The sequence below is a fragment of the Kitasatospora sp. NPDC096128 genome (assembly GCF_040303105.1).
In the GTDB taxonomy this organism is placed as follows: domain Bacteria; phylum Actinomycetota; class Actinomycetes; order Streptomycetales; family Streptomycetaceae; genus Kitasatospora.
This window is the reverse complement of sequence record NZ_JBEOSP010000001.1, coordinates 332,380-356,475: the sequence shown is the minus strand read 5'-3', so window position 1 is coordinate 356,475 and position 24,096 is coordinate 332,380. Positions and strand designations below refer to the sequence as shown.

General features: G+C 73.9%; 23 protein-coding genes. 9 read left to right on the top strand and 14 right to left on the bottom strand.

Features of this window, described 5'->3' with window-relative positions:
• Window positions 1-213 precede the first annotated feature (213 nt).
• A complete protein-coding gene (locus tag ABTY61_RS01535; protein ID WP_350502845.1) occupies window positions 214-1,386 on the bottom strand; it encodes a glycoside hydrolase family 3 N-terminal domain-containing protein in 1,173 nt (390 codons plus the stop codon).
• Window positions 1,387-1,474: 88 nt separating this feature from the next.
• Between ABTY61_RS01535 and ABTY61_RS01530 the strand changes: the two genes are divergently transcribed.
• Entirely contained in the window at window positions 1,475-1,867 is a 393-nt protein-coding gene (locus ABTY61_RS01530) for a hypothetical protein (protein WP_350502844.1), read from the top strand.
• A gap of 15 nt (window positions 1,868-1,882) precedes the next feature.
• On the opposite strand, the gene ABTY61_RS01525 is transcribed toward ABTY61_RS01530, so the two are convergent.
• Window positions 1,883-2,389: an ArsR/SmtB family transcription factor gene (locus tag ABTY61_RS01525; protein WP_350502843.1), complete on the bottom strand. Its 507-nt coding sequence runs from the start codon at window positions 2,387-2,389 to the stop codon at window positions 1,883-1,885.
• A gap of 57 nt (window positions 2,390-2,446) precedes the next feature.
• On the opposite strand from ABTY61_RS01525, the gene ABTY61_RS01520 reads away from it, so the two are divergent.
• Window positions 2,447-3,358 (top strand): S41 family peptidase, encoded by a 912-nt coding sequence (locus ABTY61_RS01520; protein ID WP_350502842.1) that lies wholly within the window; start codon window positions 2,447-2,449, stop codon window positions 3,356-3,358.
• 8 nt (window positions 3,359-3,366) lie between these two features.
• Here ABTY61_RS01520 and pdxR read toward each other — a convergent pair whose 3' ends face one another.
• Window positions 3,367-4,980 (bottom strand): MocR-like pyridoxine biosynthesis transcription factor PdxR, encoded by a 1,614-nt coding sequence (gene pdxR, locus ABTY61_RS01515; RefSeq protein WP_502895182.1) that lies wholly within the window; start codon window positions 4,978-4,980, stop codon window positions 3,367-3,369.
• Between pdxR and ABTY61_RS01510 the strand changes: the two genes are divergently transcribed.
• Window positions 4,979-5,911: an L-histidine N(alpha)-methyltransferase gene (locus tag ABTY61_RS01510; RefSeq protein ID WP_350502840.1), complete on the top strand. Its 933-nt coding sequence runs from the start codon at window positions 4,979-4,981 to the stop codon at window positions 5,909-5,911. The two genes, pdxR and ABTY61_RS01510, sit on opposite strands and share 2 nt — an antisense overlap.
• Here the strand turns inward: ABTY61_RS01510 and ABTY61_RS01505 are convergent.
• Window positions 5,868-6,062: a hypothetical protein gene (locus ABTY61_RS01505; RefSeq protein ID WP_350502839.1), complete on the bottom strand. Its 195-nt coding sequence runs from the start codon at window positions 6,060-6,062 to the stop codon at window positions 5,868-5,870. The two genes, ABTY61_RS01510 and ABTY61_RS01505, sit on opposite strands and share 44 nt — an antisense overlap.
• Before the next feature lie 65 nt (window positions 6,063-6,127).
• Complete coding sequence (locus tag ABTY61_RS01500; protein WP_350502838.1) at window positions 6,128-6,628, bottom strand: MarR family winged helix-turn-helix transcriptional regulator; 501 nt, start codon at window positions 6,626-6,628, stop codon at window positions 6,128-6,130.
• Window positions 6,629-6,739: 111 nt separating this feature from the next.
• Between ABTY61_RS01500 and ABTY61_RS01495 the strand changes: the two genes are divergently transcribed.
• Complete coding sequence (locus ABTY61_RS01495) at window positions 6,740-7,663, top strand: EamA family transporter (protein WP_350502837.1); 924 nt, start codon at window positions 6,740-6,742, stop codon at window positions 7,661-7,663.
• Between the two features lie 315 nt (window positions 7,664-7,978).
• Window positions 7,979-9,517 carry an alpha/beta hydrolase gene (locus ABTY61_RS01490; RefSeq protein ID WP_350502836.1) on the top strand — a complete coding sequence of 513 codons (1,539 nt, stop codon included), beginning with the start codon at window positions 7,979-7,981 and terminating at the stop codon, window positions 9,515-9,517.
• 40 nt (window positions 9,518-9,557) lie between these two features.
• Here the strand turns inward: ABTY61_RS01490 and ABTY61_RS01485 are convergent, their stop codons facing one another.
• A complete protein-coding gene (locus tag ABTY61_RS01485) occupies window positions 9,558-9,932 on the bottom strand; it encodes a hypothetical protein (protein ID WP_350502835.1) in 375 nt (124 codons plus the stop codon).
• A gap of 17 nt (window positions 9,933-9,949) precedes the next feature.
• A complete protein-coding gene (locus tag ABTY61_RS01480) occupies window positions 9,950-10,336 on the bottom strand; it encodes a hypothetical protein (RefSeq protein WP_350502834.1) in 387 nt (128 codons plus the stop codon).
• A 494-nt stretch (window positions 10,337-10,830) separates the two neighbouring features.
• Here ABTY61_RS01480 and ABTY61_RS01475 point away from each other — a divergent pair, with 494 nt between their 5' ends.
• Window positions 10,831-12,354, top strand: coding sequence for a lytic murein transglycosylase (locus ABTY61_RS01475; RefSeq protein ID WP_350502833.1), 1,524 nt, complete (start codon window positions 10,831-10,833; stop codon window positions 12,352-12,354).
• Between the two features lie 134 nt (window positions 12,355-12,488).
• Here ABTY61_RS01475 and ABTY61_RS01470 read toward each other — a convergent pair whose 3' ends face one another.
• Window positions 12,489-13,082, bottom strand: coding sequence for a GbsR/MarR family transcriptional regulator (locus ABTY61_RS01470; protein ID WP_502895181.1), 594 nt, complete (start codon window positions 13,080-13,082; stop codon window positions 12,489-12,491).
• Window positions 13,083-13,154: 72 nt separating this feature from the next.
• Here ABTY61_RS01470 and ABTY61_RS01465 point away from each other — a divergent pair, with 72 nt between their 5' ends.
• Together ABTY61_RS01465 and ABTY61_RS01460 are read left to right on the top strand one after the other, a co-directional pair.
• Complete coding sequence (locus ABTY61_RS01465; protein ID WP_350502832.1) at window positions 13,155-14,081, top strand: ABC transporter ATP-binding protein; 927 nt, start codon at window positions 13,155-13,157, stop codon at window positions 14,079-14,081.
• Window positions 14,078-15,730, top strand: coding sequence for an ABC transporter permease (locus tag ABTY61_RS01460; RefSeq protein WP_350502831.1), 1,653 nt, complete (start codon window positions 14,078-14,080; stop codon window positions 15,728-15,730). The genes ABTY61_RS01465 and ABTY61_RS01460 overlap by 4 nt, the downstream gene beginning before the upstream one ends.
• Before the next feature lie 28 nt (window positions 15,731-15,758).
• Here ABTY61_RS01460 and ABTY61_RS01455 read toward each other — a convergent pair whose 3' ends face one another.
• The 3 genes from ABTY61_RS01455 to ABTY61_RS01445 all read right to left on the bottom strand — a co-directional run bounded on the left by ABTY61_RS01455 (window position 15,759) and on the right by ABTY61_RS01445 (window position 17,792).
• Window positions 15,759-16,346, bottom strand: coding sequence for a TerD family protein (locus ABTY61_RS01455; protein WP_350502830.1), 588 nt, complete (start codon window positions 16,344-16,346; stop codon window positions 15,759-15,761).
• Between the two features lie 145 nt (window positions 16,347-16,491).
• Window positions 16,492-17,148, bottom strand: a complete 657-nt coding sequence (locus ABTY61_RS01450) for a histidine phosphatase family protein (protein WP_350502829.1) — start codon at window positions 17,146-17,148, stop codon at window positions 16,492-16,494.
• The gene (locus tag ABTY61_RS01445) at window positions 17,145-17,792 is read right to left on the bottom strand and encodes a class I SAM-dependent methyltransferase (RefSeq protein WP_350502828.1); all 648 of its coding nucleotides are present in this window, start codon (window positions 17,790-17,792) and stop codon (window positions 17,145-17,147) included. The genes ABTY61_RS01450 and ABTY61_RS01445 overlap by 4 nt, the downstream gene beginning before the upstream one ends.
• Before the next feature lie 249 nt (window positions 17,793-18,041).
• Between ABTY61_RS01445 and ABTY61_RS01440 the strand changes: the two genes are divergently transcribed.
• Window positions 18,042-20,405, top strand: a complete 2,364-nt coding sequence (locus ABTY61_RS01440; RefSeq protein ID WP_350502827.1) for a glycosyl hydrolase family 18 protein — start codon at window positions 18,042-18,044, stop codon at window positions 20,403-20,405.
• Window positions 20,406-20,468: 63 nt separating this feature from the next.
• On the opposite strand, the gene ABTY61_RS01435 is transcribed toward ABTY61_RS01440, so the two are convergent.
• The 3 genes from ABTY61_RS01435 to ABTY61_RS01425 all read right to left on the bottom strand — a co-directional run bounded on the left by ABTY61_RS01435 (window position 20,469) and on the right by ABTY61_RS01425 (window position 24,065).
• Window positions 20,469-21,239 carry a bestrophin-like domain gene (locus ABTY61_RS01435; RefSeq protein WP_350502826.1) on the bottom strand — a complete coding sequence of 257 codons (771 nt, stop codon included), beginning with the start codon at window positions 21,237-21,239 and terminating at the stop codon, window positions 20,469-20,471.
• Between the two features lie 99 nt (window positions 21,240-21,338).
• Window positions 21,339-22,427: a hypothetical protein gene (locus ABTY61_RS01430; RefSeq protein ID WP_350502825.1), complete on the bottom strand. Its 1,089-nt coding sequence runs from the start codon at window positions 22,425-22,427 to the stop codon at window positions 21,339-21,341.
• 228 nt (window positions 22,428-22,655) lie between these two features.
• Window positions 22,656-24,065, bottom strand: a complete 1,410-nt coding sequence (locus tag ABTY61_RS01425) for a family 2B encapsulin nanocompartment shell protein (RefSeq protein WP_350502824.1) — start codon at window positions 24,063-24,065, stop codon at window positions 22,656-22,658.
• Window positions 24,066-24,096 lie beyond the last annotated feature (31 nt).

The following is a 24,096-nucleotide window of genomic DNA, read 5'->3' as shown; positions in this document are numbered from 1 at the left end:
GCCTCCGACCGAAAGCACGCCTACGATGGCGCGTTCCCGTCCGACCAGGCGAACCGCCGCACCACCCCGGGCGTCGGCCCGCTGAACCCGGGGTGAACCGCCCACCCAGCGCCCGACTGTCGCCCACCCGGCGCCCGACTGTCGCCCACCCGACGCCCACCCAGCGCCCGGCCGTCGCCCACCCGACGCCCGGGCCGAGGAACAGGCCCGCCGTCAGCCCAAGTCCTCCCGCAGCGCGTCCACCCGGGCGACGGCCTCCGCGAAGGCGGCGCGGTCGAGGCCGCCGGAGTCGAGGGCGGCCGCCAGGGCCGTGGTGGCGTCCTCGCCCTGCCGGGCGTCGCGGGCGGAGCAGAGGATGAGGTCCATCCCGGCCGCCGCGGCGGCGACGGCGCGCGGGCCGGTGGGGCCGTACGGGGTGAGGGCTTCGGCCTCCAGGGCGTCGGTGACGGTGACACCGTCGAAGCCGAGGCGCTCGCGCAGCTCGCCCTGGATCACGGCGGGCGACATCCCCGCCGGACGGTCCGGGTCCAGGGCCGGGTAGACCGCCCAGGAGGCCATCACCAGGCGCACGCCCGCGGCGATGGCGGCCCGGTACGGGGCCTCGTCGCGGGAGCGCAGCCGGTCCAGCGGGACGGGCAGGGTGACGGGCCGGGCGTCGGTGTTCTCGTCACGGGCGGCCGCGCCCAGACCGGGGAAGTGCTTCGCGGTGGCCGCCACCCCGAGGCTCTGCTGGGAGACGAGGAAGGCACTGCCCAACTCCCCCACCCGCGCAGGGTCCTGTCCGTAGGAGCGCTCGTAGCGGTCGATGAAGTTGCCGGGGGTGTCGTAGACGTCGAGCACCGGGGCGAGGTTGACGTTCAGCCCGGCCCCGGCGAGCGTACCGGCGGCGCCGGTGCCGGAGTCCACGGCGGCGCCGAGCGGATCCGGGGCCGATCCGGTGCGGCGGGCGGAGAGTTCGGGCGCGCCGGGCAACCGGCGGACCTTGCCGCCCTCCTGGTCGGTCATCAGCAGCAGCGGGCGCGCCTGCGGGGCATCAGCCGCAGCCTGCTTCAACTGGGCCACCGCATCGGCTAGTTGCTCCGGGCTGGTGATGTTCTCGCCGAACAGGATCACCCCGGCGGCCCGGCCCTCCCGGATCGCCCGCAGCACTCCGGGCGGCGGGGTCGGGCCGGGGTAGGAGAGCACGATGCGACGGCCCGCGAGCTGCCGGGAGTCCTGCTGTCCACCGGTCATCGCCGGGCTCCTCTCGCCGGGGAGTTCGCCGCCGCGGGTCACCGACCCGGCGGGGACCGGGCCGAGCGCGGCCGCCGCCACCAGCAGCACCGACGTCAACTGGGCGAGGCGCCGTAACGGGGCCATCCATGCCTCCAGGGTCAGCAACGGCATACGGTCCGTCAGCGTACCCAGGAACCCGCCGCCCGGCAGCACGGAAAACCCCGCGACCGCACCGGCCCCGGGCACCTAGGGTGCCCGCATGTTCGATCACCTGGAGATCCGGCCGGCGGAGCGCGGCGCCCGCTGGCCCCTGGCACGGCTGCTGGTCAACGCCGAGGACGTCATCGCCGAGTCGGTCGGGCCCGAGGGCCGCAGCCGGTCATTGTCGGCCCTCTTCCCCCTCACCCGTCCGAGCCCGCTGCGGGCGGGCCGCCGGCCCCGCCGGGTGAACCTGGGCGAGCCGGACTGCACCGGCGGCTGCTGCGGATACCTCTCCGCCGTCGTGCAGCGGATCGGCGACGTCGTGCTCTGGTCCGACTGGGAACTGCCCGTCGACGCGACCCGCCCGCTGGAGTACACCTTCGAGGCCGCCCGGTACGAGGCCGAACTGGACCGCGCCGAGGCCGACCCCTGGTGGCGGGAGAGCGGCTGAACGCCCGTCTCTCCTCTACCCCCCGGCCTGCTGGTAGAGCGTCACCAGGATGCCGTGCACCGGCTCGCCCTCGGCGTCCTCCTCCGCCTCGTCGACCAGCGCGGCCAGCACCTCGGCGAGCCGCGCCGCCTTCGCCGGGCTGAGCCGGAGGTGGCGCAGGGTCAGGAGGTGGTCGGCGGGCGAGCGGTCCAACTCCTGGGCGACGGCTCCGAACAGCGCGGCCGTGCCCTCGGCCTGCGGTTCGGCGACGTTGAGCCGCTCGGCGCTCCGCCGGTAGTACTTCTCGGTGCCGCCACGCACCGTTCGCGTTCCCGCGCCCTGGACCAGCCCCGCCTCGCACAGCACCTTGAGGTGGTGGGAGACGCCGCCCTTGTTCACGCCCAGCTGCGCGGCGAGCCGACTGATCGTCGACGGGCGGGCGCTCAGGGCGAAGAGCAGGCGCTGGCGCACGGGATGGGCGAGTGCGGTGTGCTGCAGGGACGTGCTGATCTGCTGGACGTCTTGGTCCGGTCGGTGGCTCACCGAATCAAGCGTTAAGTACGTTTGACGCTTTGGCAAGCCGCTGGTCTACTCCCTCCCATGACCTCCACCACATCGCTTCCCGCACTGGACGTCGCCGCCGTCGTCGAGTCGATCGCCGACCTGGTCCGCGAGAACTACGTCTTCCCCGATGCCGCCCGGCAGCTGGCGGACCTGCTGCGGAGCCGGAGCGCCGAGGACTCCTACCGGACCGAATCCGCCGAGGAGTTGGCCGAGGCCGTCACCGCCGACCTGCGGTCCGTCAACGGCGACCTGCACCTGGCCCTCAAGCACCACGCCGTACCGGTGCCGCGTGAGCAGGGTGCCGCGGCGCTCGCCGCGATGCGGCGGGAGTTCGACGCCTCCCTGGGCGGTGTCCCGCGGGTGGAACTGCTCGACGGCGGGGTCGCGGTCCTGGAGATCGGACCCAAGATGTTCCCGCTGGAGGGGGCCGCGCAGCCGCTGGCCGCGGCGCTCTCACTGGTGGCGCCCGCCCGCGCCCTCATCCTGGACCTGCGTCGCAACACCGGCGGCGATCCGGACACGGTCGCCTTCGTCTGCGGCTACCTGCTCGACGGCCGCACCCACCTCAACACCATGCTCTCGCGGCAGGGGGACGTGGCCGAGCAGTCCTGGACGCCCCCCTTCGTACCGGGTGCCCGCTTCGGCAGCAGCAAGCCGCTCTACGTACTGACGAGCGGGAACACCTTTTCCGCGGGCGAGGAGCTCGCCTACGACCTGCAGCAGCTCGGGCGCGCCGAGACCGTCGGCGAGGCCACCCGGGGCGGCGCGCACCCGCGCGACGGCTGGACGGTGCACCCGCACCTGGAGCTGAGCGTGCCCGTCGCCCGCGCGGTCAACCCGGTCTCGGGCACCAACTGGGAGGGCACCGGCGTCCAGCCCGACGTCCCGTGCGACGCCGAGGCCGCGCTCGGCCGCGCCCTGGCCCTGGCCGTGGCGCGCCTGGCGTAGGGCGCCGCTCATCCCGAGGACGACCGGCGCCCCGCCGACCGCACCAACTCCCCCAGCACGGCCACCCCTTCGGCGATCCCGCCCGGTGAGCCGGCCGCGTAGCCGAGCACCAGGCCCGGCGGGCAGGGGAGGCGGGCATGCCAGGACAGCGGCTGGACCTTGACCCCGCGGGCGAGCGCCGCAGTGGCCAACTCCACGTCAGTGAAGCCGAGTTGTTCCGACAGGGTGAGCATCAGGTGCAGCCCGGCGGCCGCGCCGTGCACGGTGGCGGTGGGCAGGTGGGTGCGGATGGCGGCGATCATGGCGTCCCGGCGGCGGCGGTGACGACGGCGCAACAACCGAAGGTGGCGCTCCAGTTCGCCGGACTCCATCAGCCGGGCCAGCACCAGTTGGGGCAGCACCGGGTTGCCGAGGTCGGCGAAGCGCTTGGCGTCGAGCACGGCCGCCCGCAGTCGCGGGGGCACCAGCAGCCATCCGGTGCGCAGGGCGGGGGCGAGCAGTTTGGAGATGCTGCCCGCGTAGCAGACCCGGTCGGGCAGTTCGGCCCGCAGGGCGGGGACGGGCGGTCGGTCGTAGCGGTGTTCGGCGTCGTAGTCGTCCTCGATGACCAGCCCGCCTTCGCCCGCCCAGCGCAGGAGTTCGCGGCGCCGCTCGCCGCCGAGGACGACGCCGGTCGGGTACTGGTGGGCGGGGGTGAGCAGGACGGCGGGGGCGCCGGTGGCGCGCAGCGCGTCGACCCGGATGCCCTCGGCGTCGACCGGGACGGGCGGGGTGGCCTGGAGCCAGTGGGCGAGGTGCTGGCGGGCGCCGAGCGAGCCCGGGTCCTCCACCGCGACCTCGGTGATGCCCACCCGGCCGAGGGCACGGCCGAGCAGCGCGAGCGCCTGGGCCGTGCCGGCCACCACCAGCACCTCGTCGGGGTCGGCGCGGATGCCCCGGTTGCGGGCCAGCCAGTGGGCGACGGCCTGCCGCAGGACAGGGGCGCCGCGGACGTCGCCGTAGCCGAGGTCGGACGCGGCGAGGCCGTCGAGGACGGCCCGTTCGGCGCGCAGCCAAGCGGCACGGGGGAAGGCGGCGAGGTCGGGCACGCCGGGGGTGAGGTCGATCCGGGCGGGGGCGGCGCGCAGCTGGTCGAACACCTCGGCGTCGGGGTCGTCCCGGAACAGCGGCGGAGCCTCACCCAGGACGGCCTGCGGGGCGGGGTACGGGACGGACTGCGGGACGGCGGGCGGGACGGCGGGCGCCGGGCCGAGCACGACCGTGCCGCCCCTCCCCCGCCCGGCCAGCTGCCCCGACTCGGCGAGCCGCCGGTAGGCGTCGGTCACCACCCCGCGGGAGACCCCGAGTTCGGCCGACAGCACCCGGCTGGCGGGCAGCCGGCTGCCCGCCGGGAGCCGCCCGTCGGCGACGGCCTCGCGCAGTCGGCGGGCCAGCCAGTCGGTCAGGCCCCCGGACGGGGCCTCGGCGGTGTCGAGCTGGAGGAAGTCGGCACCGGTCTCCCCGGTCTCCGCAGCTGAGCCGTCCAAGCCGTCCGAACCGGTCGGCCGAGCCGCTTTGGACCTGTGGTTCCCGGTGTCTTTGGACCTGTTCACCGGACCATACTGGCGCGAGGGTGGAGCCATGACCACCGAAACCAGCGCTCACCCCGCCACCCCCTACGTCCACGGCTACTCGGACACCGAGGCGCAGCGCCTCGGCGACCAGGCCGACACCCTCGCCGAGTTGCTGCACGCGGGCACCGCCTACCCGGCGGGCAGCCGGGTGCTGGAGGCGGGCTGCGGGGTGGGAGCGCAGACGGCGCACCTGCTGGCCGCCAGCCCTGGCGTGCTGCTGACGGCGGCGGACGTCTCGGCGGAGTCGCTGGCCCAGGCCCGGGCCCGGATCACCGCCGCGGCGCCGACCGCCCGGGTCACCTGGCACCACGGCGACCTGCACCGACTGCCCTTCCCGGACGGCACGTTCGACCACGTCTTCGTGTGCTTCGTGCTGGAGCACCTGCCCGACCCGGCGGCCGGACTGGCCGCGCTGCGGCGGGTGCTGCGGCCGGGCGGGACGATCACGGTGATCGAGGGCGACCACGGCTCGGCCTTCTTCCACCCGGAGACCCCGGCGGCCCGCCGCACCGTCGACCACCTGGTCCGGCTCCAGGCCGGGTCGGGTGGCGACGCCCTGGTGGGGCGTCGGCTGTACCCGCTGCTGGCTGCGGCCGGCTTCGCGGACGTGACGGTCCGCCCCCGTACGGTCTACGCCGACGGCGGCCGCCCGGCCCTGGTCGAGGGCTTCACCCGGCGGACCTTCGTCCCGATGGTCGAGGCCGTCCGGGCGGAGGCCCTGGCCGCCGGGCTGAGCACCCCGGAGGACTTCGACCTCGGCATCGCCGACCTGCGCCGGGCGGCCGAGCCGGGCGGGACCTTCCACTACACCTTCTTCAAGGCGGTCGCGGTCAACCCCGGCTGGGGCCGGGCCACCGGATCCGCCTCGGGCTCGTCCGTCAGCGGCACCGATGGCCTCAGCGGTCCGGCAGCAGGCCGAGTTCCGTCATCCGGTCGGTGATCACGTCCACGCAGGCGGGGATGCCGGGCGGGGGCTCCGGCGATGCGTCGCGGATCGCCTTGATCGCGTGGACGTGCCGCCGCGCGGCGAGGTGTTCGTCGACCGTGCGGCGGACGGCGGCGGGGAGTGCGGACCAGATGGCGTCGTCCATGGCCGCCATCCAAGGGGAGGGCGGCCGGGCGCGGCAAACGATTTAGGACAGGCCCCGACGGCAGGTCAGCCGGAGGTGTCGTCCCCGAGGTCGGCGAGCAGGGCGCGCATGGCGTCGATCAGCGCGGCCTTGCGGGTCTCGTCGAACCCGGCCAGCATGCGGTGCTCGTTGGCGATGTGGTCGGGGAGGGCACGGTCGATCAGGGCATGGCCCTCGGGAGTGAGTTCGACGTCGCGGCTGCGGCGGTCCTGGTCGCTGCGGGTGCGGGTGACCAGACCGCGGGCCTCCAGGCGGTCGAGGCGCTGGGTGATCGCGCCGGAGGTGACCATGGCGGACTGCATCAGGCCGGTGGGGGTGAGGCGGTAGGGCGGGCCGCTGCGTTTGAGGGTGGCGAGGACGTCGAAGGAGGGCGCGTCCAGACCGTGTGCGGCGAAGGTGCGGTTGAGTTCGGCGTCCACCAGGCGGTAGAGGCGCTTGATCCGGCCGAACACCTCCATCGGGGAGACGTCCAGGTCGGGGCGCTCGGCGTGCCATTGCGCGACGACGCGGTCGAGATGATCTGCCACGGGTCCAGGGTAGGCGATGCCGACCGGATTCCTTAGCAATGAGGTAACTGTGAGCCACATCACCGGTGGAATCCACCGAAGAATGCCTTAGCACTGAGATACATTGCCTTAGTGCTAAGCAATCGCCTCGCCGTCGTGCTGATCACGGCCCTCGCCCCCGCCGTCTGGGGAACCACCTACCTCGCCACCACCGAACTCCTCCCGCCCCACCGTCCGCTCCTCGCCGCCGTCATCCGCTGCCTGCCCGCCGGGCTGCTGCTGATCGCCCTCACCCGCACCCTGCCGAAGGGCGGCTGGTGGTGGCGCGCACTCGTCCTCGGCGCCCTCAACATCGGCGCCTTCCAGGCTCTGCTGTTCATCGCCGCCTACCGCCTCCCCGGCGGGATCGCCGCCACCGTCGGCGCCGTCCAGCCCCTGATCACCGCCGGACTCTCGGCCGGGCTGCTCGGCGACCGGCTCACCCTGCGCACCGTGCTCTCCGGCATCGCCGGCGTGGCGGGCGTCAGCCTGCTGGTGCTGCGCGCCGACGCCCGGCTGGACGCGGCCGGGGTGGCCGCCGCCCTCGGCGGGGCGGTGGTGATGGCCTTCGGCGTCGTGCTCTCCAAGCGCTGGGCCTCCCCCGCGCCGCTGCTCGCCACCACCGGCTGGCAACTCACCGCCGGCGGGCTGCTGCTGGTGCCGGTCACCCTGCTCGGCGAGGGCGCCCCGCCCACCCGCTACACCGCCGACAACCTGCTCGGCTACGCCTACCTCTGCCTGATCGGCGCGGCCCTCACCTACGTGATCTGGTTCCGCGGCCTGCGCGCGCTTCCGCCGACCTCGCTGTCCTTCCTCTCCCTGCTCAGCCCGGTGGTCGCCACCCTGGTCGGCTGGCTGGCGCTCGGACAGGACCTCAGCCCGCTGCAGGCGCTCGGCGCGGCGGTCGTGCTCGGCTCGCTGATCGTCGCCCAGACCCAGCGGACCCGCCCGGCCGCCGCGGCCCCCGCCGGATCGGGGCCGGACCTCCGCCCGGACCCGCTGCGCGAGAACGCCTGACTCCGCACCCCCGCCCGCGCTGGCCGGGACCGGCTGCTGCTGGACGCCGAGGGCGACTCGGCGATCTCGATGGAGGACCTCGCCGTCGTCCTGCTCGACGAGGCCGAGCGGCCCGTGCACCGGCGCACCCGCTTCACCGCCGCCTACTGAGAACCCCACCTACTGAAAACCCCGCTGCTGAACACCCTGCCTACTGAAGCCTCCTGAGGCCCGTGGTGCTGGATACCCCCCGCCCGGGGGTGTATCCAGCACCACCCCGAACACGGTGTCCTGCATCATCGTGCGTCAACCGCCCGGTCGGACAGGATCGTTCCCGTGAACACCACCGCATCCCGCAGCCGCCGCGCGGCCGTCGTCGCCGCCACCGCGCTCCTCGCCGGCCTCGCCCTGCCCGCCACGGCGAACGCCGACTCCGGCCGCAACCCGGGCGACGCCGGGCGCACCCCCGCCCGCTACGCCCAGCAGGCCCTCGACTGGCAGCCCTGCGCGGGGCAGCCCGCCCTGGAGTGCGCCACCATGGCCGTGCCGCGCGACTGGCACCACCCCGGCGTCGGGGCCGATCTGACCATCGCCGTGTCCCGGCACCGCGCCACCGACCCGGCGCACCGCAAGGGCACGCTGATGGAGACGGCCGGCGGCCCTGGCGGGCAGGGCCTGCTGCGGCCGATGGACCTCGTCCAGGGCGCCCCCAAGGTGGCCGCCGCGTACGACATCGTCAGCTTCGACCAGCGCGGCGTCGGCCGCAGCACCCGTGCCGAGTGCCAGACCCCGGAGGAGTTCCAGGAGTTCCTGGCCGGGGACTACCGCGACCAGTCCCCCGAGGCGATCGACCGGGTCATCGCCAACTCCCGCAAGCTGGTCGAGGGTTGCGAGAGGAACAGCGGCGACCTGTTGCCCTTCCTGACCACCGAGCAGACCGCCCGCGACATGGACCTCTACCGCTCGCTGCTCGGCGAGAAGCGGATCAGCTACTACGGCGCCTCCTACGCCACCATGATCGGCGCCTACTACGGGACGCTCTTCCCGCACCGGGTCGAACGGATGGTGCTGGACAGCAACATCGGCTTCGAGGGCACCTGGGAGCAGTACGAGCTGGGGCAGCCGATGAGCTTCCAGCGCCGGTTCGAGGAGGACTTCCTGCCCTGGATGGCCGCCCGGGACGCCATGTACCACTGGGGCTCGACCCCGGCGGAGGTCGGGGCGCACTGGGAGCAGCGCCGCGCCGCCCTGCACGACCAGCCGATCACCGACGGGTCGTTGACGCTCGGCCCGAACCAGCTGGACAACGGCACGATCAACGCGATCTACAGTGAGAAGGCCTTCCCCCTCCTGGCGAGCGGGCTGACCGCCCTGGACGACTGGCAGGGCGCCGATCCGACCGCCAAGGAGACCGCCCGACGGCTGTTCGGCCAGTACCTCAGCCCGGAGTTCCTCGCCGAGTACTTCTCGGTGACGTGCGGCGACACCCCGTGGACGAAGGACCTGAACACCTGGATCGAGCGCGGTGCGGAGAACACCGCCCGCAACCCGCTGATCGGCGCCCGCACGCTCGCGTTCAGCTCGGTCTGCGCACTCTGGCCGACGGCCCCGGCACCCGAGGTCAAGGTCACCGGCGCCCACCTGCCGCCGGTGCTGATGCTCAACTCGCTGCACGACCCGGCCACCTACTACGAGGCGGCGCTCGGCGCGCACCGGGCGCTGCGCAGCTCCGAGCTGGTGACCGTCACCAGCAACGGCAACCACGGCCAGTACCCGGGCTCCGACCCCTGTGTCACGGACACCGTCGAGCGCTACCTGCTGGACGACCGGGCGCCCGGGCACGACCTCACCTGCCCGGCGCCGCAGGCCGGTTGAGACCGGGGCGAGCAACCTCGGGGGCTCCGGCCCGGAGCAGTCAGGAGCGGTGCTTCGGCCGGAGCTTGCCGCGCAGGTGGTCGGCGGCCACGGCCAGGACGACGAACCCGCCCACGGACAGCTTGATCCCCGCCTTGGCGACGATCCAGCCGATGCCAGGAACGGTCCAGCCCAGCCAGTGGAACGAGGCCAGCAGCGCCGCACAACCGCAGGCGATGGCCACCACGGTGGCGGCGACGGCGGCGACCCGCGACAGCTCGCGCGGGTCGCCGTCCTCGCCGGAGAGCGACGCGACCGAGGCGACCGAGGTGCCCGGGGCGTCCGAAGCGGCCTCCGCCACAGCCTCGTTGGCGGCGCCGCGGACGACGCCGTCGGCCGCCGCGCCGCCCGTCTCGTTCGTACCCCGATCACTCATGCGCAGATCATACGACCTCACCGACAGGAGTGGTGGGTGTCCCCGAGGTGCTCCCCGGTCTCGTCGTCGGGGAAGCTGACGGCCATGGTGACGCGGTACTCGAAGACGTCGTCCCGGTGTCCGGGCACCCGCGCCCAGGCGAGCGAGTGCACCTCGGCCTCCGGGGCCTGCCGGCACCAGGCGGCGGCCTCCTCCAGGGCGCGCGCGGCCGAACGCCCCGTGCACACCACGGCGGTGTAGGCGGCGACCGCGACGTCCCCGCCGGTGGCACGCCCGCTCCGCGACACCGCCCGGACGGCGGCGGCGGCCTGGGTCAGGTCACGGGTCAGGTCGCCCACCACCCGAGGGGGTGCCGGCAGGACCACCGCCCCCTCGGCGACGGTCTCCGGCAGGTTCGCGCTCACGGTTTCGGCCTCCATCCGCATGGTCACGCGGCACAGCATGCCGGACCGGGTTTCCTGGCATGCCCACTTTCACCTGAACGTCATCCGTCCAGGGCCGAGTTGGGGACGCCCTCTGGCGCCGGACCGCCCGTCCTGCTAGGGCGGGCCCGCCACATAGACGGACAATCGTGGCAGGTCAGAGGGGTCGACCACGGGCGCCGCCGGGGAGCCCGAAACGACGCCCACGCACCACCCCCGCGCTTCGAACCGCCCGTCCGACCGCCGGGGCGCCCGGACGCCCGGTGTTGGCCTCCCGGCCAACTCCCGGCCCCGGCCGGGGAGATGGGTGCGGGGCGGACCCCCGGGCGCGACCGCGGACCGGCCGGACCCCGGCCGAAGCGCCACGTCAACCCCTCGATGGGTTACGGGCCGCCTCCCGTCCATCCTGTCCCTGTCAGATCGTCGTGATACTAATCGTCCAGGCGGCGAGTACCGCCGATCGGCGGGCGGGCACGATGACGAAGGCTCAACCGTTCCGGGAGCGTCCGGACGGCGACGGGGAGGGGCAGCAGATGGCGGCGAGGATCGGTAGCGCCGGGGGCGGGCGGAAGGTACGGCTCGGCAAGCGGGTCACGGGCACGGCGGCGGCGTTCGCCGCGCTGGCCGCGCTGACCGGCTCTCAGGTGTCGGGCCTCGGACTCGCCCAGGTCGCGGCCGCCGACGCCGGACCGGCCCAGGACGGCACCGCCGCCCAGGCCCAGGGCGCCTCCACCACCCCCTTCGGCGGCCCGGCGGCCGGCGTCCCCGGCACCGCGGCCGACGGCGGCAGCACCGTCCAGCTGCCGCAGCCGCCCGGCACCCAGCCCGGCCTGCCCGCGGCCGGGCCCTTCACCGCCAACGGCCCCTCGCTGCCCGCCACCGTCTTCGCCGCCTACCAGAAGGCCGAGGCCTCGCTGGCGCAGCGCTCGCCGGGCTGCCACCTGCCCTGGCAGCTGCTCGCGGCGATCGGCCAGGTCGAGTCCGGCCAGGCGAACGGCGGCAAGGTCGACGCCGCCGGCACGACGCTCACCCCGATCCTCGGCCCGGTGCTGGACGGCAACGGCTTCGCCGCGATACCCGACACCGACGGCGGCCGTTACGACGGCGACTCCCGTTGGGACCGCGCGGTCGGCCCGATGCAGTTCATCCCCTCCACCTGGGCCGCCTGGGGCGTGGACGCCACCGGCAAGGGCACGGCCGACCCGAACAACATCTTCGACGCTGCCGAGACCGCCGGCCGCTACCTGTGCGCGGGCGGCCGGGACCTCTCCGACCCGTCCCAGCTGGACCGGGCGGTCCTCAGCTACAACAACTCCACCGAGTACCTGCGCACCGTCCGCAACTGGATGGCGCACTACGGCAGCGGCCAGGTGACCACCGTCGCGGACCGCCCGGGCGCCCCGGCCGTGCCCGGCACCTCGCCCTCGCCGTTCCTCAGGCCGTCCGGCGGCACGGGCGGTACCGGCAACTCCGGTGCCACGGGCACCACCCCGGCCGGCGACGGCGGCACGGGCACCGGCCCGACGCCGAGCACCCAGCCGACGGTGCCTCCGGTGACACCGGCTCCGACGCCCACCGACGCGGCCACGCCCACCGGTTCGCCCTCGCCCTCCGCCAGCCCGACGGCCACCTCGACCGGCACGCCGACGACGACGCCGACCACCACGCCGTCCGGCAGCGCGTCCCCGACGGCCACGCCCAGCGGCACGCCGTCCGGCACCCCGACCGCCACGCCGACGTCCTGCCCGAGCCCGACGGCGACCGCCACGCCCACCGACGCGGCCACGCCCACCGGTTCGCCCTCGCCCTCCGCCAGCCCGACGGCCACCCCGACCGGCACGCCGACGGCCACGCCGACCACCGCCCCGAACTGCCCGACGCCCACGCCCAGCGGCAGCCCGAGCGCCACCACGACCCCTGTGGCCGGCTCGTCCACCGCGCCGAGCGGCAAGCCGAGCTCCTCGCTGTCGCCCTCCCCCTCGGCGCCCGTGAAGCAGTAGCCCATGAAGCAGTAGCCCATGAGGCAGTAGCCCATGAGGCAGTAGCACCCGCACACAGCACCGCCGACGGCGGCAGGACGGCCCGAGGGCCGCACTGCCGCCGTCGGCACGTCCGGACGGCTGCCGGACAGGCCCTACATCCCCAGGCCCCGCGCCGCCCGGTGCTCGCGCCAGCGGCCGAGCATCCCGTGCAGCTCGTCGATCATGAACTCGAAGAAGGCCGCGCTCTCCGCGAGCCGCTCCCCCGCGACCGTGCCCCGGCCGACGGTCAGCTCCCCCTCCTTCATCACCCTGATCCAGCGCAGCAGGATTTCGTCGCGCCGGGTCAGCGATTCGAACCAGACGTCGTTGAGCACCCGGTAGCGGTCCCGGCGGGATCCGGGCTCGCGCTCCTTGGCGACCAGGCCGACCTGGATGAGGTAGCGCATCCCCCCGGAGACGGCCGCCGGGCTGATCTGCAGCCGCTCGGAGAGCTCGGCGGAGGTCAGCACACCGCTCTCCTCGGCCATCAGGCAGGAGAAGATCCGCGCGGGCATCCGGCCCATGCCGGCGACCACCAGCTCGGCCGCGAACCGCTCCACGAAGTCCGCCACGGCCTGGTACTCGTGCCACCTGCCCGGCGCCGGTTCCGTGCCCGGCTCCATGTCCGGCTCCACACCCCGCTCCACACCCCGCTCGGCACCCTGCTCCGGCTCCCGCTCCACCGTTCTCCCCTTTCCGGAGATCATCCGCCCTCCCGATCGAACTTTAACGCCTTCCCAATATTCACGTTTTTCTGAAGCTACGGTAGCTTCAAGAGTATGACCAAGGCCATCACCCTGTCCGGCCTGCGCAAGACCTTCGGCCGGACCACCGCGCTGGACGGCCTCGACCTCACCGTCGAGACCGGCGAGGTCCACGGCTTCCTCGGCCCCAACGGAGCCGGGAAGTCCACCACCATCCGGGTCCTCCTCGGCCTGCTGCGCGCGGACGGCGGCAGCGCCCGGCTGCTCGGCATGGACCCGTGGGACGACGCCGTCGAACTGCACCGCCGGCTCGCCTACGTCCCCGGGGACGTCGAACTGTGGCCCAACCTCACCGGCGGCGAGGCGATCGACCTGCTCTCCCGGCTGCGCGGCCGCCTCGACCGGCGCCGCCGGGACGAGCTGATCGAGCGCTTCGACCTCGACCCGACCAAGAAGGGCCGCAGCTACTCCAAGGGCAACCGGCAGAAGGTCGCCATCGTCGCCGCACTCGCCTCCGACGCCGAACTCCTGCTGCTGGACGAACCGACCTCCGGCCTGGACCCGCTGATGGAGGTGGTCTTCCAGGACGTCGTCCGGCAGCTCAAGGCCGAGGGCCGCACCGTCCTGCTCTCCAGCCACATCCTGGACGAGGTGGAGAAGCTGGGCGACCGGGTCAGCATCATCCGGCACGGCCGGGTGGTGCAGAGCGGCACCCTGACCGAACTGCGCCACCTCACCCGCACCACCGTCGAGGCGGAGACCGACCGGCCGGTGGCCGGCCTCGACACGCTGACCGGCGTGCACGCCCTACGCACCGACGGCCGACGCGTCCACTTCGCCGTGGACGGGGCCCGACTCGACGCCGCGGTAAGGAAGTTGAGCGAGGCCGGACTGCGCAGCCTGGTCAGCCACCCGCCCACGCTGGAGGAGCTGATGCTGCGCCACTACGGCGACGAGCTGGCCGCCAACGGGCACCACCCCGACCCCGAGGCCGTCCGATGACCGCCACCGCCGCACCCACCGCCCGGCGCGCCGCGCCGGACCGCGCCGCCGGACCCGCCGTCCTGGCCGGCACCGCCACGCTGCTGCGCTTCGCACTGCGCCGCGACCGGGCCCGGCTGGCCGCCTGGGTGCTCGGCCTCGGGCTGCTCACCCTGGCCACCGCCGACAGCGTCCACACCGTCTACCCGACCGCCGCCGACCGCGCCGCGATCGCGCGCGGCTCGGCCGGCCCGGCCGTGCTCGCGATGACCGGCCCGGCCCGCTACCTGGCCGACTACACCTGGGGCGCGATGCTCGGGCACCGGCTGCTCGGCCTGCTGGTCGTGCTGGCCGGACTGCTGAGCGTGCTGACCGTCACCCGGCACACCCGGGCCGAGGAGGAGAGCGGCCGGGCCGAACTGGTCCGCTCGGCCGCCGTCGGCCGGCACGCCCAGCTGGCCGCCGCGCTGGCCACCGCCGCCGTCGCCGACCTCGCCCTCGGCCTGCTGCTCGCCCTGGGCCTGCCCGCCCTCGGCGTCCCGGGCCTGGGCACCGGCGGCGCCCTGCTCTACGGCGCGGCAACCGCTGTCGGCGGGCTGCTGTTCGGGGCCGTCGCCGCCGTCACCGTCCAGGTCTCCGCGCACGCCCGGACGGCCTCCGGGCTGGCCCTGGCCGTGCTCGGCGCCGCGTACGCGCTGCGCGCCGCCGGGGACGCCGGGAGCGGCGGCCTCTCCTGGGCCTCCCCGATCGGCTGGCTGCAGCGCTGCTACCCCTTCGTCGAGGACCGCTGGTGGCCGCTGCTGCCCGCGCTGGCGCTGGCCGCCGTCACCGCCGTGGCCGGGTTCGCGCTGAGCACCCGCCGCGACTTCGGCGCCGGGCTGCGCGCGGCCCGCCCCGGTCCGGCCACCGGCAGCCCGGCCCTGGGCACCCCGCTCGGTCTGGCGCTGCGGCTGCACCGCGGCCTGATCGGCGGCTTCGCGGCGGCCCTGCTGCTGCTCGGCGCGATGTACGGGTCGCTGCTCGGCGACGCCGACTCGATGCTCAAGGACGTCGACCAGATCAAGGAGGCGTTGGCCCGACTCGGCGGCCACACCCTCGCCGACTCCTTCGCCGCGCTGACGATGCTGGTCGTCGCGGTGGTCGGCGGCGTCTACGCGGTGCTGGCGACGCTGCGTCCGCAGGCCGAGGAGAGCGCCGGGCGGGCCGTGCCGGTGCTGGCCGCCGGGGTGTCCCGGTCCCGCTGGCTGGGCGGGCACCTGGCGGCGGCGCTGCTGGGCTGCACCGCCGTGATGCTGGCGGCGGGCACGGGCTTCGGCCTGGCCGGGGCACTGTCCACCGGGGACGGGGGCGTGTTCCTGCGGCTGGTGGGCGCGGCGCTGGCCTTCACGCCCGCCCTCTGGGTGACGGTCGGTTTCGCGGCCGCCGTCTACGGCTGGCTGCCCCGGGCGCTGCCGCTGGCCTGGGCCGTCCCCGCCTACGCGTTCGTGATCGGCTACCTGGGCCCGCTGCTGAAGCTGCCCGCGGGCCTGGACGGGCTGTCCCCGTTCGGCCGGGTGCCCCGGCTCCCGGCGGCCGGGATGGACTGGACGCCGCTTGCGGTGCTCACCCTGGTCGCGGCGGCGCTGATCGCGCTGGCCCTGGCCGGGTTCCGGCGCCGGGACGTCGAGTGACGGTCGCGGCGCCGGAACCCGGTGCGGGTCACAGGTGCTTGACGAGCTCCGGCATCAGGTCCTGGAAGGTGCGTCCGCCGGCCGGCTGACCGATCGCGGTCATCTGCCAACCGCCCGGCGTGCGCTGCACCTTGGCCATGATCTGGGCGGTGTACGGGCCGCCGCCGGTCAGGGTGTAGCGGGCCAGCTCGACGCCGGTGGTCTCGTCCACCAGGCGGCAGAAGGCGGCCTCGACCTCCTGGAAGGTCTGCCCGGTGAAGGAGTTCACCGTGAACAGGATCTGGTCGACCTCGGCGGCCACCCCGGTCAGGTCGACCGTGATCGACTCGTCGTCGGTGGCGTCGCCCGCGCCGCCGACCAGGTTGTCCCCGCTGTGCCGGACCGAACCGTCGTTGCTGGTGAGGTGCTGGAAGTAGACCACGTCCTGCGGCTTGCCCTGGGCGAACAGCACCGCGGAGGCGTCCAGGTCGATCTCCTGCCCGCCGGACAGCAGCTTGGCCAGGAAGCCCTTGCGCTGCACCGCCCGCCAGCCCAGGCCCATCCGGACCACGCTCAACTGCCCACCGCCCGGCTTCTCCAGGCTGATCTTCTGCCCCTTGGCCAGCGAAACGGCCATCGTGCCCTCCTCGTTCCCGCCGCCATCCTTGCCGTGAACCTATCGCACACAGAGGAACCAGGATCATCGGACGGCCGACTGCTCCGGGCCGGCCTCGCCCCGGTACGCGGCGGTGACCGTCTCCGTGGCGACCGCCCAGGACGGCTCAGGCGTCGCCGTCCAGCAGGTGTTGGCGCACCTCCTGGAAGGTCCAGGCCCCGCCGGCCGGCCGGGAGAAGACCCAGACCAGGTCGAACCGGTCCGGCCAGGTGCCCGGCGCCCCGCTGCCGGCGGCGCCGAGCGCCTCGACGATCCGCGGGATCCGGGAGTGCTCCCAGCAGATCAGCACCGGCTGCGTTCCGGCGAGGGCGGCGCCGGCCAGCTGGGACTCCTGGGACTCGGCGTAGCCGGTGTCCACGGTCAGTCCGAGCTTGGCCCCCAGCGGGGTGACGGTCTGCCGCATCCGGTGCGCCCCGGCCAGCGGGCCCTGGTCGGTGGCGGCGTAGATCCGGGCGGGGGTGCGCAGGCCGGCCGCGGGCGGGGCGAAGAGGGTGGGCAGCGCCTTGGCCCGGTCCCAGCCGCGCTGGGTGAGGGACTTGCCGTCGTGCTTGCCGTTCTCGTCCAGGCCGGGCTGGTTGCCGTCGGGCTTCTCGCCGTGCCGGATGATCATCACGAAGGCCGCGCCGCCCGGGTCGGCGGCCTTGGTCACCGGACCGTTCTTGTCGGCCTTGTCCTTCTTTCCGGAGGAGCAGCCCGCCAGCACCAGGGGGGCGGCGGCCGCGAGGCCGGTGAGGAGCAGCCGGCGACTGGGCAGAGCGGTCACTTGGCACCCCGTTCCAGCCGCACCAGCGCGTCGATCGCGACGCCCGCTGTTCCGCTCGTCGGGCCGCCGCGGTGGCCCGGTTCGGTGTCGACCTCGCGCCGGACGCGTTCGGCGCGCACGGTGTGCAGGCCGTACGGGGCGAGGTCGGCGAGGACGTCCTCCGGGGTGAAGAGCACGGCCGGATCCTGCGGGCCGCCGACGCCTTCGGTGAGGTTGCTCAGGTCGTGTCCGACCACCAGCAGGGTGCCTCCGGGGGCGAGCGCGTCGGCGGCCCGGCGCAGTGCGGCGCGGCGGTCGACGGCGGGAAGCTGGAGGTAGGCGACCAGGACGAGGTCGTAGCCGCCGGCGGGGGCATCGTGGTCGCGGGCGTCGCCGTGGCGCCAGGTGAGGCGGTCGGCGACCTCGTCGGGCAGTTCGGCGGTGAGGCGTTCGGCGCGCTCGAGGGCGACGGCGGAGAAGTCGAGACCGGTGACCTCCCAGCCCTGGGCGGCCAGCCAGATGGCGTTGCGGCCCTCGCCGGTGGCCAGGTCGAGGGCGTGGCCGGGGGTGCGGCCGGTCAGTTCGCGGACCACCCACCGGTTGGGTGCGGCGCCCCACAGCTTTTCGCTCGCGGCGTAGCGGTCGTCCCAGCCCTGACTGTCCATGGGCGCCTCCGTTCGGCGGGTCTGTTCCGTCCCGGTCAACCTACCGGTCCACCGCCGTTCGCGGCCCGGGGCGGTCCAGCCGGTGGACACCCTTGACGGCGAATATTGGTCCAGTCCAATCTGTTCAGTCGAGCACCCGTCAAGCACGCGTCACCAGCCCGGTCGCCCCCACTGCGCCCGGGCCGGCTCCCCACGGCCCGTCCGGGCCACGCACCGCCGGAACCCCCACACATCCGGAGGACACCCCGCATGCACGACCGCGTCCTGCCCGCACGGCCCGACCTGCCCGCCCAGGGGCGTGCCGCCCGCCGGGCCGCCCGGCGCAGACGGGCCACCGCCCTGGCCCTGGCCGCCACGCTGACCACCAGCGGTGCCGCCCTCGCCCTCACCTTCGGCTCCGCCGCCGCCTCCCCGCTGAACCTGCTGGCCAACGGCGACTTCGAGACCGGCACCCTGGCCGGCTGGACCTGCTCCAACGGCTCGGTGGTCACCACCCCGGTGCACGGCGGGAGTTACGCGCTGAGCGGCGCCGCCTCCGGCTCCGACACCGCGCAGTGCCAGCAGACCGTCGGCGTCCAGCCGAACACCACGTACACCCTGGCCGGCTGGGTCCAGGGCAGCTACGTCTACCTGGGCGCCACCGGCACCGGCGTCAACGCCTCCAGCTGGACGCCCGGCGGGACCGGCTGGAACCAGCTCAGCAGCACCTTCACCACCGGTGCCGCCACGACCTCCGTCACGGTCTTCACCCACGGCTGGTACGGCACCGGCACCTACTACGCGGACGACCTCACCCTGACCGGGCCGGGCGGGCCGACCTCCTCCACCAGCCCGACCGCCTCCGGCAGCCCCACGGCGTCCACCAGCCCGACCGCCTCAGGGAGCCCCACGGCCACCGGCTCGCCCAGCGGGAGCCCCACCGCGACCGGCTCACCCAGCGGCAGCCCGAGCGGCAGCCCCACCGGCAGCCCGACCGCGACCGCCACCGCGAGCGGCCCGGCCGGGGACGGCCAGGTCACCACCCCGACCGGCGTCACCATCAGCAAGGTCACCTCCGGCGCCGTCGTGCTCACCTGGCAGCCGTCCACCCTGAACAGCGGCGACGGCCCGGTCGCCTACAAGGTGTGGTCCAACGGCCAGCTGGTCGCCACCTCGATGGGCACCTCGGTCGCCGTCAGTTCACTGCGGCCCGGCCAGGGCTACACCTTCAGCGTCCAGGGCTACTCGGGCGGCCACGCCTCCGCCCAGTCCGCCCCGGTGAGCACCACCACCGCCGCCGCCCCGGCCCGACAGCCGGTCCGCGCGGCCTACTTCGACCAGTGGGGGATCTACGAGAACGCGTACTACCCGAAGAACGTCGACACCAGCGGCGCCGCCGGAAAGCTGGACGTCATCCACTACGCGTTCGCCAACATCGACCCCTCGAAGTTCACCTGCTTCCAGGCGGTGAAGGCCTCCGACTCGGCCAACGACTCCGACCCCAACGCCGGTGACGGCGCGGGCGACGCCTACGCCGACTACCAGGACGGCTACACCGCGTCCACCAGCGTGGACGGCAGCACCGACGGCTGGGACCAGCCGCTCAAGGGCAACTTCAACCAGCTGCGCCAGCTCAAGGCCAAGTACCCGGACCTGCGCTTCACCATCTCGATCGGCGGCTGGACGTACTCCAAGTACTTCTCCGACGCGGCCGCCACCGACGCCTCCCGGAAGGCCTTCGTCTCCTCCTGCGTCGACATGTTCCTCAAGGGGAACCTGCCGACCGGAGTCGCCGGTGACGCCTCCGGCGGGGCGGCCTCGGCGGCCGGCATCTTCGACGGCGTCGACATCGACTGGGAGTACCCGGGCTCGGCGGGCGGCCACACCGGCAACCACTACTCCCCCGCCGACAAGCAGAACTACACCCTGCTGCTCAAGGAGTTCCGCACCCAGCTGGACGCCCTCGGCGCCGCCCAGGGCAAGCGCTTCCTGCTGAGCGCCGCGCTGCCCAGCGGCCAGGACAAGATCGCCCAGCTGGAGACCGACAAGATCGGCGCCTACCTGGACTACGCCGACGTGATGTCCTACGACATGCACGGCGCCTGGGACGCCAAGGGTCCGACCAACCACCAGGACCCGCTGCACGACAGCCCGGCGGACCCCACCACGCCGATCACCCCCGGCACCCGCAAGTACAACGTGGACACCACGCTCACCGCGTACACCACCGGCCTGCCCGAGTACGGCATCCCCGGCGGCTTCCCGGCGAGCAAGATCGTGCTCGGCATCCCGTTCTACTGGCGCGGCTGGACCGGCGTCCCGGCCGGCCCGAACTCCGGCCTGTACCAGAGCGCGACCGGGCCGACGGCCGCCAAGCCGCTCAGCCAGGAGGCCGGTCTGGCCGCCTGGAAGGAGCTCGATCCGACTGCCGCACAGACCCATTGGGACCCGGTGACGGAGAGCAGCTGGGTCTACGACGGCACGAACTTCTGGACCGGTGACACCCCGCAGGCCGTCCGGGCCCGGGGCGCCTACGCCAAGGGCAAGGGCCTGGGCGGCCTGTTCGCCTTCTCCCTGGAGAACGACGACGCCTCCGGCAGCATGCTCAACTCGATTGACAGCAGCCTGCACTGACGCTACATCAGATGAATGCGGACGCCGGTGGCCCCGTTCGGGACCACCGGCGTCCACTCCGGTTCAGCTCTTCAGGTTGAGCGAGGGGAAGAGGTCCGTGAACGGCTGGGTGGTGACCGAGACGCTCCGGGCGAAGGGGTCGTCGAAGTCCCAGATCATGAACAACAGGAACGCGATCAAGGCGCTGAAGCAGGCTGCCAGGATCAACTCCCGCCGGGTGCGCCGGATCTGCAGGGCGAACAGCATGCCGACGGTCACCACGGCACCGGCGATCAGGCCGAACCAGACCACTCCCGGCATGCCCGGCCCGGCATTCTGACCACGTTGGTTGCGCGCGTCGGAGGCCTGGGCGATCCGGTCCGTCATCGGCTGGTAGGCCTGGGCCTCGAGTTCCGAGGCGGGCGGGCGACTGACGACCTCCGTCTGGATCTTGTCCAGCAGCTCGGTGCCCTTGTCGGTGATCTCACCGTTCTTGCCCATGTAGTCCCACTCGACGTTCACCACGTACGTGACGTAGGCATCCACATCGGCCCGGACCTGGTCGCGGAACTCGACCGGGTAGACCACCGCCCGGTCGCTCACCTCCCGCAGTGACTGCGCCTCACGGAACAGGTCGTCCTGGGCGGCGCCGCGCGCCTCCCAGACACCCGCGATGGCGAGGCCGAGGACGATCGCGTAGACCACGCCGATCATCATGGTGATGTACTCGATGACATCGGGCGTCTCGTCGGCGTTCTTCTCGGTGCCCACCCGGCGGTGCCTCAGCAGCACCACCGCCACGACGACGGCACAGGCCGCGGCCATGGCGATGGCCAACGCCACCCACTCGGACATGGGAACTCCCTTCTCTGGCTTGGCTTGTGACGTGAACGGTGAAGTCGGGGCCGCGCCCCGGGACCTCGACGGGCCGACCAGGGCCCGGAGCCCGGACGGTCAGGACCCGGAGCGGCCACGGCCACGGCCACGGCCGGGCCGCAGCGCTGCCGCCGCCAGGATGGCGGGGACGGTGACCAGCAGCATCGTGGTCGTCACCGGAGCGCTGTGGTGGTGCTGAGCGGCGAGCACCGCTCGGGCGGGCCGGGCGTGGAACACCGGCTGCAGGGACGGGCTCGGCCAGCCCGGGCTCGGCAACACGGGGCTGGGTGCCACCACGGCGGGGGCCGTCGGGTCGGGCACCGCCGGGACCGGTACCGCGACGGGCGGAGGCGGCTGCGGGCCGGGCACCGCGGGCGCCGGGGCCGCGGGCGCGGCCGGCACCGCCGGGGGCGGAACGGCCGGCGCGGGGGCGGGCGGCGCGGGGGCGGGCGGCGGCGGAGACGCGGGTGCCGGGGGCGACGGCGGCGGGGTGGGGTCAGGGGTCGGGCTCGGGGGCGCCGCGGTCGGCGTCGGCGTGGGGGTGTGCGTCGGCGTCGGCGTGGGACTGGGGGTGTGCGTCGGGGTCGGCGTCGGCGTGGGGGTGTGCGTCGGCGTCGGGGTGGGAGTCGGGGTGGGGCTCGGGCAGGGGTGCGGATGGTGATGGTGATGATGATGGTGGTGATGCCCCCCGTGCTCCCCCCGTCCATCGTCGCCGCCGTACCCGTCGTCGTACCCGTCGTCGACCGGCCGCCCCGGCTCCGGCCGGAGTCCGGCCGTGCCGGAGGGCGAGGGCGCCGCCGGCAGCGGCGCCACCGCGGGTGACGGGTGGCAGTGGTGGTGGTCGTGCGGCGGCCTGGGCCCGTGGTGCCGGCCGACGTCGGGAGCGACGGTGACGCCGACCTGGACGTCCACGTCCACTCCGACGTCCACTCTGCCGCCGGGGCCGACCGTGGTCGACACGTCCGTCCCGGTGCACACGCAGGTGTCGACGGCCGGGCCGTTCGGGTGTCCGCCGGGGCGTTCGGCGCCGGAGGCGGTGGCGCCGCCGACCAGGGCGCAGATCGCCAGCACGCCGACCGCCGCGCCGATCAGCCGCATCCGTCGCCCGGGGAGCACGCCCCCGCCGCGGTGCCGCGGTATCCGTCGGAACTGCCGGCGCTGCGGCATGGGCTCCACACACCTCTCGGGTCGCCTGGTGAGGACGGAAGGAATCGGTCTGATCAGCCGACGGAAACAGGCAGCACTGGTCGAATCCGGATCAGGACAGATCGGGTACGACCATGCGCATTCAGACGTGATCAGGCGGACGGCCCGCCTCCGGGGCGGGCCGTCCGCCATCAGGTGGAACGATCTTCGCGCCGACCGGTTACGGCCCGCGCCCGCCGTTCTGCGCGCTCAGTGGCGGCGGTGGGCGATCTCGACGTTCTCCAGCACACCGACCGCGTCCGGCACCAGGATCGCGCAGGAGTAGTAGGCGCTGACCAGGTAGGAGATGATCGCCTTCTCGTCGATCCCCATGAACCGCACGGAGAGCGAGGGCTGGTACTCGTCCGGCAGGCCGGTCTGGTGCAGGCCGATGACGCCCTGGTTGTCCTCACCGGTCCGGATCACCAGGATCGAGCTGGTGTTCTCCTTGGTGATCGGGATCTTGCTGCACGGCAGGATCGGCACCCCGCGCCAGGCCGGCACCTGCTGCCCGCCGAGGTCGACGTGGTGCGGGTAGATGCCCCGGGCGTTGAACTCGCGGCCGATCGCGGCGATGGCCTTGGGGTGGGCCAGCAGGTAGTCGGGGTCGCGGCGGCGGTTGAGCAGCTCGTCCAGGTCGTCCGGGGTGGGCGGGCCGGAGTGGGTCTGGATCCGCTGGTCGAAGTCGGCGTTGTTGAGCAGGCCGAACTCCGGGTTGTTGATCATCTCGTGCTCCTGGCGCTCGCGCAGGGCCTCGATGGTCAGCCGGAGCTGGTGCTCGATCTGGTTCATCGGCTGGTTGTACAGGTCCGCGACCCGGGTGTGGACCTTGAGGATGGTCTGGGCGACGCTCAGCTCGTACTCGCGCGGCTTGAGCTCGTAGTCCACGAAGGCGCCGGGGAGTTCGTACTCGCCGTGGTGGCCGGCCGACATCGCGATCTCGGCCTCGCCGCGCTCGTTCTGCGCCTGCAGCGGCAGGGTCAGGAACTCATCCAGGTGCGCCTGGAGGCTGGGGGCGTTGTCCCGGATGCGGGCGAAGTCGTCCCGGCTCAGGGTGAGGGCGACACCGGAGGTGGCGGTCTTCGCGGTGTACTCCCAGACGGCGTCCGGGTTCAGCAGCGAGTCGTCGCCGAAGCGGTCGCCGTCACCGGCCACACCGACCACGGTCTCGTCGCCGTACTTGCCGGTGCCGATCTTGTTGATCTTGCCGTGCGCGATCAGGAAGATCCGGTCGGCCGCCTCGCCCTGGGTGGTGAGCACCTCGCCCGGACCGAAGTCGCGCTGCTGGCAGCGGTCGGCGAGGGCGGTCAGCACCTCCTCGTCCTCGTAACCGCGCAGCAGGGCCAGCTCGCCCAGCTCCTGCGGGATCACCCGGACCTGCGAGCCGGTCTTGATGAACTCCACCACGCCGTTGCCGACGGTGTAGGTGAGGCGACGGTTCACCCGGTACGCACCGCCGTGGGCCTCGACCCACGGGAGCACCTTGAGCAGCCAGCGGGAGGTGATCTCCTGCATCTGCGGGGCGGACTTGGTCGTGGTGGCAAGGTTGCGGGCAGCGGCCGTCGCGAGGCTCTGCTGCCGGTCCTGCTGTGTCTCCGGGCTCGTCGTGTCCACGGGCATCGGCAGGGGTCTCCATTCGTGTGGTCGGATC